This is a genomic window from Lacticaseibacillus camelliae DSM 22697 = JCM 13995 (assembly GCF_001311195.1).
GTDB classification, from domain to species: Bacteria; Bacillota; Bacilli; order Lactobacillales; family Lactobacillaceae; genus Lacticaseibacillus; species Lacticaseibacillus camelliae.
Genome location: NZ_BBAJ01000013.1, coordinates 1 through 11,815, shown reverse-complemented (window position 1 = coordinate 11,815; position 11,815 = coordinate 1). Strand labels below are relative to the sequence as shown.

The 11,815-nt window shown below is 55.3% G+C and carries 18 protein-coding genes and 2 pseudogenes; 12 read left to right on the top strand and 8 right to left on the bottom strand.

The window, feature by feature from the left end; genetic code table 11:
• Positions 1–87: 87 nt before the first annotated feature.
• The 4 genes from JCM13995_RS03825 to JCM13995_RS15630 are packed head-to-tail and all read left to right on the top strand — an operon-like array spanning position 88 to position 1,233.
• The gene (locus JCM13995_RS03825) at positions 88–708 is read left to right on the top strand and encodes a TetR/AcrR family transcriptional regulator C-terminal domain-containing protein (RefSeq protein ID WP_054662654.1); all 621 of its coding nucleotides are present in this window, start codon (positions 88–90) and stop codon (positions 706–708) included.
• The gene (locus JCM13995_RS16675) at positions 705–797 is read left to right on the top strand and encodes a TMEM175 family protein (protein ID WP_263849553.1); all 93 of its coding nucleotides are present in this window, start codon (positions 705–707) and stop codon (positions 795–797) included. Before JCM13995_RS03825 ends, JCM13995_RS16675 begins: the two co-directional genes overlap by 4 nt.
• A 2-nt stretch (positions 798–799) precedes the next feature.
• A complete protein-coding gene (locus JCM13995_RS17345; RefSeq protein WP_305068813.1) occupies positions 800–1,003 on the top strand; it encodes a TMEM175 family protein in 204 nt (67 codons plus the stop codon).
• On the top strand, positions 940–1,233 hold the full coding sequence (locus JCM13995_RS15630) for a hypothetical protein (protein WP_054662651.1): 294 nt from the start codon (positions 940–942) through the stop codon (positions 1,231–1,233). The genes JCM13995_RS17345 and JCM13995_RS15630 overlap by 64 nt, the downstream gene beginning before the upstream one ends.
• A gap of 57 nt (positions 1,234–1,290) precedes the next feature.
• Here the strand turns inward: JCM13995_RS15630 and JCM13995_RS03815 are convergent, their stop codons facing one another.
• Complete coding sequence (locus JCM13995_RS03815; protein ID WP_054662648.1) at positions 1,291–1,941, bottom strand: NAD(P)H-binding protein; 651 nt, start codon at positions 1,939–1,941, stop codon at positions 1,291–1,293.
• 282 nt (positions 1,942–2,223) lie between these two features.
• Here JCM13995_RS03815 and JCM13995_RS03810 point away from each other — a divergent pair, with 282 nt between their 5' ends.
• Positions 2,224–2,664 (top strand): MerR family transcriptional regulator, encoded by a 441-nt coding sequence (locus JCM13995_RS03810; RefSeq protein WP_054662644.1) that lies wholly within the window; start codon positions 2,224–2,226, stop codon positions 2,662–2,664.
• A gap of 80 nt (positions 2,665–2,744) precedes the next feature.
• Here JCM13995_RS03810 and JCM13995_RS03805 read toward each other — a convergent pair whose 3' ends face one another.
• From JCM13995_RS03805 to JCM13995_RS17990, 5 genes are all read right to left on the bottom strand, one after another.
• Positions 2,745–3,782, bottom strand: a complete 1,038-nt coding sequence (locus JCM13995_RS03805; protein WP_054662641.1) for a zinc-dependent alcohol dehydrogenase family protein — start codon at positions 3,780–3,782, stop codon at positions 2,745–2,747.
• A gap of 13 nt (positions 3,783–3,795) precedes the next feature.
• Positions 3,796–4,266, bottom strand: a complete 471-nt coding sequence (locus JCM13995_RS03800; protein WP_225350701.1) for a flavodoxin — start codon at positions 4,264–4,266, stop codon at positions 3,796–3,798.
• 303 nt (positions 4,267–4,569) lie between these two features.
• The gene (locus JCM13995_RS03795; protein WP_054662635.1) at positions 4,570–5,313 is read right to left on the bottom strand and encodes an SDR family oxidoreductase; all 744 of its coding nucleotides are present in this window, start codon (positions 5,311–5,313) and stop codon (positions 4,570–4,572) included.
• A 12-nt stretch (positions 5,314–5,325) separates the two neighbouring features.
• Complete coding sequence (locus JCM13995_RS17995; protein ID WP_439645196.1) at positions 5,326–5,463, bottom strand: LbetaH domain-containing protein; 138 nt, start codon at positions 5,461–5,463, stop codon at positions 5,326–5,328.
• 100 nt (positions 5,464–5,563) lie between these two features.
• Positions 5,564–5,890 (bottom strand): LbetaH domain-containing protein, encoded by a 327-nt coding sequence (locus tag JCM13995_RS17990; RefSeq protein WP_082397701.1) that lies wholly within the window; start codon positions 5,888–5,890, stop codon positions 5,564–5,566.
• A gap of 94 nt (positions 5,891–5,984) precedes the next feature.
• On the opposite strand from JCM13995_RS17990, the pseudogene JCM13995_RS03785 reads away from it, so the two are divergent.
• The 7 genes and pseudogenes from JCM13995_RS03785 (at position 5,985) to JCM13995_RS03760 (ending at position 10,282) form a co-directional block, all read left to right on the top strand.
• Positions 5,985–6,892, top strand: a pseudogene (locus tag JCM13995_RS03785) (LysR family transcriptional regulator).
• A gap of 182 nt (positions 6,893–7,074) precedes the next feature.
• Positions 7,075–7,647, top strand: coding sequence for a hypothetical protein (locus JCM13995_RS03780; protein WP_054662632.1), 573 nt, complete (start codon positions 7,075–7,077; stop codon positions 7,645–7,647).
• Positions 7,648–7,756: 109 nt separating this feature from the next.
• Positions 7,757–8,770, top strand: coding sequence for an amidohydrolase family protein (locus JCM13995_RS03775; RefSeq protein WP_162230900.1), 1,014 nt, complete (start codon positions 7,757–7,759; stop codon positions 8,768–8,770).
• Between the two features lie 11 nt (positions 8,771–8,781).
• Positions 8,782–9,231, top strand: coding sequence for an MBL fold metallo-hydrolase (locus JCM13995_RS03770; protein WP_054662630.1), 450 nt, complete (start codon positions 8,782–8,784; stop codon positions 9,229–9,231).
• The gene (locus tag JCM13995_RS17500; RefSeq protein WP_156314306.1) at positions 9,144–9,326 is read left to right on the top strand and encodes an MBL fold metallo-hydrolase; all 183 of its coding nucleotides are present in this window, start codon (positions 9,144–9,146) and stop codon (positions 9,324–9,326) included. Before JCM13995_RS03770 ends, JCM13995_RS17500 begins: the two co-directional genes overlap by 88 nt.
• 2 nt (positions 9,327–9,328) lie before the next feature.
• A complete protein-coding gene (locus JCM13995_RS03765; RefSeq protein ID WP_054662627.1) occupies positions 9,329–9,637 on the top strand; it encodes a hypothetical protein in 309 nt (102 codons plus the stop codon).
• A 9-nt stretch (positions 9,638–9,646) separates the two neighbouring features.
• Positions 9,647–10,282 carry a nuclear transport factor 2 family protein gene (locus tag JCM13995_RS03760; RefSeq protein ID WP_054662625.1) on the top strand — a complete coding sequence of 212 codons (636 nt, stop codon included), beginning with the start codon at positions 9,647–9,649 and terminating at the stop codon, positions 10,280–10,282.
• A 190-nt stretch (positions 10,283–10,472) separates the two neighbouring features.
• On the opposite strand, the gene JCM13995_RS03755 is transcribed toward JCM13995_RS03760, so the two are convergent.
• Complete coding sequence (locus JCM13995_RS03755; RefSeq protein WP_054662622.1) at positions 10,473–10,976, bottom strand: GNAT family N-acetyltransferase; 504 nt, start codon at positions 10,974–10,976, stop codon at positions 10,473–10,475.
• 529 nt (positions 10,977–11,505) lie between these two features.
• Positions 11,506–11,815 (bottom strand): annotated as a pseudogene (locus tag JCM13995_RS14865) (hypothetical protein); the annotation flags it as partial.

The following is an 11,815-nucleotide window of genomic DNA, read 5'->3' as shown; positions in this document are numbered from 1 at the left end:
CATCTCGTGACCAACTGAACCGCGTGTTGATTTATTTTGACTGGCGCCGAATAATAGAAACAAATTTAAATCCGAGAGGCAGAGCCAGTGCATAAGAAAATTGTGGAAACTGAGGGCAGTATTAAGAAAGCGTTCATTGCCTTGATGAGGATGAAGCCATTTGAGCAGATTTCGGTGCGTGATATCACGCAGGCGGCGGGTATCAATCGGGGGACGTTTTACCTCCACTACGCTGACAAATACGCACTACTTGAGCATTACGAGGACAATCTGGTCAGCCAAATCACGGCGTTCTTTCGCGCTGACTTTGCGGACACGATGATTGTCGCAACAGCGGAAAGGACCGGGGAGATGACGTACCCCGTGGTGCGGGAGGTCGTCGGCTTGGTGGCCGCGGAATTTGACATGTTCAAGGTTCTGTTCGGGCCAACGGGTGATCCGCGCTTTGAATTTCAGCTGGAGAAGATGGTCCGCGCCTCGATTAGTGAACGGCTGAATCAACTCAAAGGACAGGTGGCGGTGACGACCACGATTCCCCAAGATTACGCCTGGGAGCTAATCATTTCTGGCTTGTTTAGCATCGTCAAGACCTGGCTGCAGTCCGCCAACCCAGAGTCACCGGAGACGGTTTGCGCAATCATCATGAAAACGCGCTTTTTAAGCCCGTATGATCTGCTAGGCATGTCTGAAAGGCAGGAGTCCCTATGAGCAAAGAGCGTTTGACCACGTTTATCGACGCCGTGTTGGCGATTGTGATGACCATTCTAGTGTTGGATCTGAAGCTGCCTGAGCAATAACGGTGGGCGGCTTTTGGGCCCTGAGAGATCAGTTCATCGCGTATTTTATCAGCTTCTTTTGGATCGGGGCAATGTGGGTCGGGCTGCACAACAACTGGCGCCGGGTTAAAACGATCACGCGGCTGCGCCGTGGCTCGGTATCGTGTTGCTGTTTTTTAGCTCGCTGGTGCCTTATGCGACGCGGATCGTCTCGGCCCACTTCATGAGCGTCGGCGCGCAAGTCTTCTACGGCCTGATCATCATCGGCGTGACGCTGGCCAACTTGGCACTGTACCGGTCGGTGCTGGGGGATGCGCCTCGCAATCGCCTGCTGTTTTGGGACGTGGTGGTGAAGTGCGCGGCATTGCTGTTGACCTTCGCCTTTCCGCCGACAATGATGATTGTCACCTTGCTTGCCGCCATTTTCTGGGTGATCATGGGCCTGCAAAAGTACTGAAAAGTAAGTACGCAAAAGGCGCCTGACGAATTTTTTGCCAGGTGCCTTGTTGATCGATCAGTAAACTGGTCGCGTTTGCCCTTGGGTATCGGGATCTGCGATGCCAATGCTGTCGTTAGCCGCGTAACTGGAGTCTGCGACGATTTTCAACACAACATCGGCGATGCTTTGGCGAGAACCGGAGACACCGTTATAAGGCTGGCTCTTCGTCGTCACGGTGTATTTCACCTCGTCTCGGTCGTTCAGCCATGGCAGCCGCAGGGTGGTGTAGGTCAGCCCAGAAGCGGCGAGCAGCCGATCCGAGTTGATCGCGGCATCTAGGCCGCTGCGGACTTGGTTCAAGTTCCATTCGCCGAACTCACCAGGGACTTCGTTATAGATCCCTAGGATATTGGTGAAGACGACGCGGTCAACATGGTGCCCCTTCATAGCGGCAATCACGTTTTTGGTCATGGCATTATCGGCATCGTGATCGACGACGGCAACGAAGACGAGATCCTGTCCGAAGACGGCGGTAGACACTGATGCAGGATTCTCAAGATCAGTCTCGACGACCTTCACGCGCGGGTTATCTGCGAGGCTAGCCAACCGCTCTGCGCGCCGAAGACCCAGGGTCAACTCAACGCCTTTGAATTGCGGTTCAGTCAAAATCCGGTGTTCCACGATGCGGGCAATTTGCCCGTTCGCCGCTAAAATGAGTAGTTTCATGTTGTTCCTCCTATTTTGTGTACCCCTTTTTGTTGATGTCATCAGCTTAAGGGTTACAGTTGGTTGAAGCGCAAGCCTTTTTTTAAAATAATTTTGGGCGCCGTTAGGACAGCCTTTTGGGGACTTCTAGCATAAAAACTGTGTGGGGGAAAGCTTTAGTCGCTGGCGAGTAGCCCAACGGTAATGCCTTCATCACGGGGGTTAAAGTAACTGTAATTAGGGCTTGGCTTACAGTGGGTCTAAGGGATTATGATAGAGAAAATCAAGAGACGAGGTAGACCAATGACATACACGGTTCAAGAGGTAGCAAAGAAAATGGGATTGACCACATATACGGTGCGCTTTTACCATGATCACGGCCTGTTGCCATACGTGAAGCGGGACGAGAACAACAATCGCGTGTTCGATGATGTGGATCTGGAATGGGTGCACCTAATCACGTGCCTGCGCCAGACAGGAATGCCGCTGGCCAACATCAAGCATTATGTGGACTTGGTCATTGCAGGCAGTGACACCGTGCCTGAGCGATACCAGATTATGCTGGCCCAGCAGCAGCGGACGCTTCAGGAAATCGATGAGTTAAATCACCATCTGGAAACCATCAATAAGAAGGTTGCCCATTACGCTGACGTCTTGATCAACCAAAAGCCGGATAGTTATGAGCCTTCAAACGTGGCCGAAGCGCCGGACAAAGCACCAGACATGCAGCTCACCAAAGCATAGTTAGCTAGTTAGAAAAATGCACGCCCACCAGGCAAGGTGAGCGTGCATTTTTCTGGATTAGGCAGCGAGTGGCTTGTTAATTACTTGCTGACGATGAGCAAAGATTTGATGGCCTCGCGCTTGTCCATGGCCTCATAGGCAGACTGGACATCTGCTAGGTCGAAGCGCTGGGTGAAGACGTGGCCCGGGTGAATTTTGCCCTGCAGGACTGCGTCAAGCAACACGCCGCGGTCGTAGGTCGTCACGCTGGCGATCCCGCCGCGCAGACCGACGTTGGTCCAAAACGGCATCGCGTTAGCATTGGTCGCTTCTTGCGGCACACCCACGCGGCCGACGATGGCCCCTGGCCGCGCGACCTTGATCGCGGTATCAACGGACAGCGCTGTGCCAACACATTCCAGCACGGCGTCCGCGCCGCCGTCGGTCATGGCGAGGACCTTGGCAACGGCCTCGTCGCCGCGTTCCTCGACAATGTCAGTGGCGCCAAATTCGCGTGCCATGGCTTGCCGATCGGCGTGACGGCTCATCGCGATAATGCGCGTTGCCCCCATCAGCTTGGCGGCGATCACACCGCACAGGCCGACCGCACCATCGCCCATGACCACGACCGTGTCGCCTGGGTGAACTTCGGCGCTGGCCGCCGCGTGGTAGCCGGTGGCCATGACGTCAGAGAGGGCCAGCAGGTCATTGAGCTGCTCATCGGTGTAATCCTCAGGCTGCCCCGGAATCTTGACCAGAGACCAGTCGGCCTCGGTGTAGCGAACGTACTCGCCCTGAAAGCTGCTGCTGCCATGGCCCTTGGCATTCAGGCAGTTGCCTTCGAATCCGGCCTTGCAGGCGGCACAGTGACCGCAGCCATGTGTGAACGGTAAGATAACGAAGTCGCCGGGCTGAACGTGGGTGACCCCATCGCCAACCGATTGCACGATGCCAATTGCTTCATGCCCAGCCGTGGTGCCCGTTTCGCGCTTGTCGAGACCGCGGAACCACCAGAGGTCAGAGCCGCAGACGCAGGCACGCAGGATTTTGACGACCGCGTCCTTGGGTTCTTGAATTTCTGGCATGGGAAAATCCTTGAGGACGACTTTACCAGGTTTCTCAAATACTGTCGTTTTCATTTTTATTTGCTCCTTATAGTTGGTTTAACCATTGCTGAATTTGCGTCTGGGCAGTGGCCACTTTTGAACCTGGCAGACCCAGGGCAGACGCGATTGAATGCTTACCCGCGGCGCGCTTGAAGACTGCCTCGTAATCGCCGGGCGTACCGGCGTCGGTATAGAACGGGGCGAGTCGAACATCATCATCTGGAATTGCGGCTAAAAAGCTCAGCACTGGCGTAGCGGGGGCGCCGGACCAGACCGGGCCACCAACCAAGATAGTGTCGTATTTGCTCAGGTCTGGTAGCGGCTCGGCCAGTGGCGGCAGCTGACCAGCCTTTAGTTGCGCTTTTGCAATGTCGGCGGTTTCGTACATGTCAACTGAAAAGGTGTCTGCAGGGGCCTTGATCTCATATAGATCTGCATGAGTTTGGGCGTGCAACCGCTCAGCTAAAGCCGCTGTGTGACCAGACCAAGAGTAATAGGCAATTAGTGTTTTGTTCAAATGATCGACCTCCTTCATGGGCAAACCGGATTGCTCATGAAGAAGCATAGTCCATTACAGTAGCTGTAAGGCAAGCGGATTTTGAAGATTATTTTGCCGAGCCGGAATAATTCGATGCAGATCTGAGCCACGCTGTAACTAAAAACACCACAGGGCTGGGGGGCGTGAGAATCGCGCCTGACCCTGTGGTGTACTTTCACTTGTGTAACTTCTATTTATTATGTCCGGTTCCCCTTAGTCAGAAGAAAGTGAGACCAGGGATCACCGCGTAGAAGCGTGCACATTGTTAGCTGAGTGTGGCCTTTACCACGGCTGGTTCGTCGGCCCAACGGTAAACTCGTTGACGTTGGTGTCTTCTGGCATATCGATGGCGAATTCGACAACTTTGGCGATGCGATCCGCCGTAATCTCGTAGGTGTCATACTCGTGCTTCATGTTAGCGGCGACTCCCTTGTCCGTGATGGTGTTCAGGAGCTCAGTCTTGATCGCGGCGGGGTAAATCGTCGCGGTGCGAATGTTGCTTTGATCCTGAGCGGATTCCATGCGCAGCACTTCCATCAGGTCGCGAACGGCCCACTTGGTCGCACCGTAAACGGCACCGCCAGGGTAAGCCTTGAGGCCGGCGACGGAGCTGGTCGCGATGAAGTGGCCGGACTGTTGCGCTTTAAAAATCGGCAGGGCGGCGGCGATGCCGTTGAGCACGCCTTTCAGGTTGACGTCGACGATGCGGTTCCACTCCTCAACTTTCAGCGCGGACAGAGGCGAGTTCGGCATCAAGCCGGCGTTCAAAAACATCACGTCGATGCCGCCAAACGTATCCTTGGCCAGCTGCACGAGTGCCTTGCTGTCCTCGGGCTTAGTGACATCAGTGACGCGGTAAGCAGCCTGACCGCCGGCGTTGTTGATGGCGTTAGTCAGTGCCTTGAGTTTTTCCTCGCGGCGCGCGCCCAGCACGACCTTGGCGCCGTGGCTGGCGAGCAGCTTGGCGGTTTCGGCACCGATGCCGCTTGAGGCGCCGGTAATGACAACAACTTTATTTTCGATCATAAGTATTTCCTCCTAATTTTGACGAATGGGCCGGATAATTTTGGCCGGGACGCCAGCCACAACGGTGTTGGCCGGGACGTCGTGAGTCACGACTGCGCCGGAGCCGACGATGGCGTTCTCGCCGATCGTCACGCCAGGATTGACCGTCACATTGGCGCCCAGCCAGGCGCCTTTTTTTTGATGCGGACGGACTTGAGTACCAAGTCGCGGCGGAAGGCCGGGTCCTCGTTATGGCCGACGGAGATCAGCATCACGCGCGGGCCAAGCAAGACGTGTCCTCAATGGTGATGCCGCCCAAATCGACGAAAAAGCAGTCGCGGTTGATGAACACGTGCTCGCCGATAAACGTGTGCGGGCCGAAGTCGGTTTGAAACGGTGGGTTGATTGCCGAGGTGGCAGGTAGTGGGGCATTCAGCAGGTGAGCCAGCAGGGTGCGGCGCGCGGCGTCTTCGCTGGTCTGATTGAACCTAATCAGCTGCGCGCTAGTTTGCGCCACGATGGCGTCAACCTGCGCTGGCAGCGCGCCGGTCCAGCTGACCGCCCCGGCATTGATTAGTTGTGGCAATGGGATACTCACGAGATGACCTCCTTTTGATGACAAGATTTATCATAAAGACGGCCGGCTGTTCTGTCTAATACCTATGTCGGATGCTACACTATAGCTAAAAAGCATGGAGGTGGGCGCAATGGAGCTGCGTGTTCTGCGATATTTTCTGATGGTGGTCGACGAGCGCAACATCTCACGGGCGGCCGCAAAGCTGCACGTGTCGCAGCCGACGATTTCCCGGCAGCTCAGCGAGCTGGAGGCTGAATTGGGCGTGACGCTGTTCGAACGCGGCCAGCGTCGCATTGAGCTGACCGTCGCCGGGGAATACTTCGCCCAGCAGGCAAGGCAGATCGTTTTGTTGGCGGACAAAACTGTCGCAAACGTCCAGCGCAAGCACGATGTCCGCGGCAGCGTGATGATCGGCAGTGCTGAGGCCCCGATGATGGTCAGTGTGGCGGCGGCCATCAGACACATGCGGGAGACGGCCCCGAAAGTCGTAGCGAATATTTACAGCACCGACGCGGAGGATGTGCACGCCCGTATGCAGACCGGCTTCTTTGATTTTGGGGTCGTCATGGAGCCGACGGACAAGCAGGATTATCATTTTATCAATCTGCCAGGCGCCACCCGCTGGGGCGTGTTAGTGAAAAAAACTTCGCCACTGGCGCAGCTTGAGGGTGTCACCGCCAGTGATTTGCACAATCAACCGTCATCATGACCAGGCAGCGGGGCAGCGTCGACCGTTTGCGGGATTGGCTGGGGGCCAGCGCCAAGCAGTTTCCAGTGGTCGCGACTTACAACCTGCTGTATAACGCATCACTCATGGTCAGCGCTGGGATCGGTGTGGCCGTGTGTTTAGATGGCATCGTCAATACGACAGGGACGGATCTGCAATTCGTTCCGCTGAACCCACAGCTGGAAGGACATGCCAGCTTGATCTGGCCGAAAGCAGGGCAGCTGTCACCGGCCGCGCACGCCTTTTTGGATGCGATGATGCAAACTTGCCAGGTGAGAAAGCAGCCGATTAAATAACGGCAGCACTTGCCTTGTCAACGGCAAATTCTGGTTTAGCCGAAGGAATCAAAGGAACTCTGTCAGGGGGGAGACTTCGAACTCACCGCTTGAATTCTGGCGGCACGATGATGCTTTCTATTTAGACCGTATAATAGATGTAAAGTCTGGCAATTGCTGCATCGACCAAGGGAGGGTGCGTCATGAGTAAAGTTCACATTCCAGTTGCCTATTATCAGGCGCCTGACAAGCGGCTGCAGGCGACCCAGGACAAGCTGTTCGCTGCCTTGAAACAGCACTTCGATGCCGGTGAGGCGTTTGCCAACATCAGCGTGAGCGCCTTGTGTCAAACAGCCAAAATCGCCCGCCAGACCTATTACCAGCATTACGACAGTATTGGCGAAATTATCGAAGTCACCGTCGCCCGGGTCATCAATTCGGCCCTGCAAAAAGCCGATCAAGCTCTCGATCCCAGTGAGGAAGGGGCGCCTTTGAAGGTCGATTTGCTGCTTGCACATCGCGATTTGATCGCCATGGTCCGCTGGGCCCACGCCGGCGATCTCATTGTTGCGTACCTCAGCCGCGAGATTCGGCGTGTGAGCAGTATTGAAGGGACCAACATTCCGATGAAGGGGATCATGATCGACCTGCTGGCGCGCATGTATCTCGCTTTCGCCGATGTTGTCAACGAACACCCTGAGCTGAGCCGCAGTCAGTTGATCACAATTTTTCAGAAGATGCTGCCGGCGCCGGCCAAGATTTTCCGCGACCTATAACCCCAATTCGAAGAAAAATGACAGAATGGCCATGTTTGACAACAAACACGGCTATTTTTAGTAGGTGCTGCCTCATACAATGGGTTTATTCAATCAGGAGGCAACCAACATGAAATTAATCACACTAGAAGAACACTGGGAATCACAGCGCGTTAATGACGCTGCTAAGCCGTACATGCCAAAGCCGGCCAATCCGCACAAAAATTCGGATGACCACAGCATTGAAGAGTTTGTTGCTAAGACCAAGCGCGACAACACTGAGCTCATCAGCGCCGGTGAGCGGCGCCTGGCTTTCATGGATCAAAACGAGATTCAGATGCAGATCATGGGTTACGGCGACGACACGCCACAAAATCTGGATCCAAAGGTCGCCATTGACCTGTGCAAAATGGCGAATGACGATTTAGCGAAGGCCATCAGTGCGCATCCCGACCGTCTTGGCGGCTGGGCGACGTTGCCGGTTGGCAATCCCGAAGCGGCCGCCGCGGAACTCGAACGCGCCGTCAAGCAGCTCGGCCTGCAAGGTGCGATGATTCACGGTTACTACGATGGGCACATGTTCGACGACCCGATGTACGAGCCCATTTTCGCCAAGGCTGAAGAACTCGATGTGCCGCTGTACTTCCATCCGGCAGTGATCCCTGAAGAAATCAGTGAGCACTACTATCAGGGCCAGGGCTGGTCGGAGCTGACCGCCTTCACCTTTGCCGGCGCCGGCTGGGGCTGGCACGAAGACCTCGGCGTGCAGATGATCCGCCTGATCCTGGCCGGTGTGTTTGATCGCCACCCGAAGCTCAAAATCATCACCGGCCACTGGGGCGAAATGGTGCCGAATTTCCTCGAACGGATGGACCAAACGTTGGGCCTGACTGTCCACCTCGACCGCAGCATCAGCCAAACCTACCGCGACAACTTTTACATCACGCCAAGCGGGATGTTCTTCCCGGCGCAGCTGACGCTGGCCATGACCGAGGTCGGGGCCGATCATCTGCTTTACTCGCTGGATTACCCCTACAATCACCCGGCGGACGCGCAGAAGTTTCTGACTGAATCTGACTTGACGCAAGCGGATCAGGAAAAAATCGCCAATCAGAATGCGGCCGCGTTGCTGCATTTGAATTAAGGAGGGGCCTCATGAAAAACTTATATACCTTGACGCAAGTTGACCCTGGCGTCTACAACATCAGCGAAAACATTACAGATCGCCCCATCAAGTTCTCCCAGCAGCTCGTGGTCGGTACTCAGCGCGCCGCAATGATCGATGCCGGGTTCGGCATTGACCGGGACCTGCTGAAGGAAATTCGTAAAATTACCCAACTTCCGGTCATCTGCCTGCTGACGCACGGTGACCCCGACCATACCGGCGGAGCGGAGTTGTTCGACCAGGTTTACATGAATCCCGCCGACGACGCGGTGATGAAGCCGCGTTTGATCCGCGCTTTCGCCTGCACGCGATTGACGTGGCCAGTGGCCACAACGCTGAGCTGGTTGCCCACATGCAAGCCGAAGAGCCGCAAGACGCCAGTTTCAGCTATCAGCCGCTGCATGATGGCGACCGCTTCGACCTTGGCGGCACCACATTGACCGCATTAGCTCTGCCAGGCCACTCGGCCGGCAGCATGGTGTTTGTCGATGTTGACCGGCACTTGGGCTTTACTGGCGACAGCTGGCTACCCTGACCATGAGCGAGCTTTACGATGCGCGCTGTGCCTCGCTCACCGTTTGGGCGAATGGGTTGGCTAAGCTTCAACACCTGGTCGGGGATGACGCACAGCTTTACAGCGGTCACCGCGTTGACGCGTTTCCACCTCACGTGCTCAGCACCTTGATCCAAGGGGTCGCCGACATCAAGGCGGGCGGCGGTCAAACCGATACGCCGATTACGCAGATGCCGACCGGGCCAGTCACCGACAGTGACACCATGCATCCGCGGACGCACAAAATTGCTGGCACGACTTTTGTCATTATGTATAACGCACTCAACATTTAGGAGGTTTTTATGATGACTGATAAAAAATTCTATGATGCCCCGCTGGATCAAACTGATAAGCAAGCGCTCGCCGACCGGGCCGAGATCCGCGAACTACTCGAGTACGAGCGTTACACGCGGGACAACGGCCTGTATGCCCAAGAGGCGGCCTGCTACAGTGACGACGCCCAGATTCACGTGTCCTGGTATGACGGCCCCGCGAAGGGTTATTTTGAAAAATTGGCGCAGGCCAACGGCGGTGGGTCGAAACACAAAATCAATTACACCACTGTCTGGGTCAATGGGACCAAGGCGATTGGTGAGATGACGGTGATGATGCTGTCGCCGCGCATTAAGCTGGACGGCCAGGCCGTTGATTTGCACTCCTACGCGCGCATTTTCACCCGGTTGGAGAAGCAAAACGGGGTCTGGAAGATCCTGTCCGGCGATTGCATTTACGAACGCGATGAGTTGGTCCCGGTCGTCCCTGGCCAACCGATCAAGATCGACACGCAGGAGCTGGCTTCCTACCGCGAAAGCTACCAGGGCTTGTGCTACGTCCTGGCCCGGACCGGCCTCAAGAGCAGTGCGGATCTGCCGGGCGATGACAAGCCTGTGACAGTCGAGAAAGTATACGCGGACGCCAGCAACTGGTTCTTCGCGTAGGCTGTGAGAGATAAAAAGGCACTGCAGCCCGCGGAATCACCAGCGTCCCCATCACGTTCCATCTAAGCGGCAACTAAATTTAAATGACAGCAAATCTCTCCCCATGTTTGCAGGAATACGCAAACGTGAGGAGAGTTTTTACTTTAATTTCGAAAGATTGGTAAGGGATGGTGCTACACCGCCGCCTCCATCAGCCAGTCGCGCTGGGGGTCGCTGCCCACGACAAAGGCGTGCTCGCCGACTTTGTGGAAGCCGCGTGCGGCGTAAAAAGCTTGGCCGGTTCGTTATGTTCCCAGACGCCGAGCGCGATGGTGTCCTTGTGCCGGTCCTTTGCCATTTTCAGCGCATGAGCGTAAAGCTTGCTGCCCAGACCTTGGCGCTTGTACGCTGGTAAAATGTAGATCCGCTCCAGCTCCAGCGCGTTTTTCGCCTTCACATCGGCGGTCACCGCGCCGTCGACGTTGAGCTTAAGGTAGCCGGCCGGGGTGCCGGCGACTGTGATGAACCAGAAAGTCGTGCCCAGCGTGTGCAGCTCCTGAGTGAGCTGTTCGGGCGAGTACGCCGTGTCTAGGAAGGCCGCCATGTCGGCCGGGGCCGTGTTGGCGTTGAAGGTATCGGCAAAAGTGGTGCGGGCCAGGCGCACCAGTGTGGGGATTTGGGGTTCGGTGACAGGGATGATTTGGATATTGGTCATGTTAAAGCTCCTTAACCGTTTGTGCAGGCTGACGTGTCAGCCAGTCCGTTATTGCAGTTAATCTTACGCTTCGGTGAGTGATTTTGCTGCTGATACTGAACTTATTCACGCATTTTTATGCGGCTGCCGCTGCACCGCGACGGCTCTGCGTTTTGGGCCCGGGTTGTCCAACTGGTTTGCGGTCGTGCTGGTCGATAACAGCGCCTTCTAGCAGGATTGGTGAATGCTATTAAGATTTTCCAGAAAGCGCTTGCAATGTGATCCGTTCATCTGGTAAACTTAATTTATGGAAGAGATAAGACACTTCCAATATGAGATGGTTCCACGAAGACGTTTCCTCCAGCGTCTTTTATCCCCCTCCTTAGGATAGAGTTGCCAAGCAGCGAGCAGACGCTGCTTTTTTTAATGCCATGAACGAGGAATACCAGTTAGCCATTATCGGACAGTACCATGCGAGTCACATGCCCGCACAGCGAGCACGTATCGGTGCCTTGCTTAATCATGGTTGGTTCAAGAAAGGTGACGTCTTCTAAGATGACTGCGACTGAGGAATCAGCTGAAGTAGCTGGGTCGCTTCGTTATGCCCAAATTGAACATGGGTGAAGGTGACGGTCAACGCGGTCCCGTTGCCGTGAATGACGGATGGCGCCGAGACGTGATCGATCACGCAAGAGTCAAAAGTCAGTGTCCGCATGTAAGAGCCGTTTTGCATGACAGATTTGTCGCCGCGATTGTAGCTGATCAGCCGGCCGATATCGTTTATCAGACAACGCTTGATGGTAATGTTCTCAGAGGGCTGCTGATTTTTATCCGCATCGATTGCGTAATACTTAAAAAAA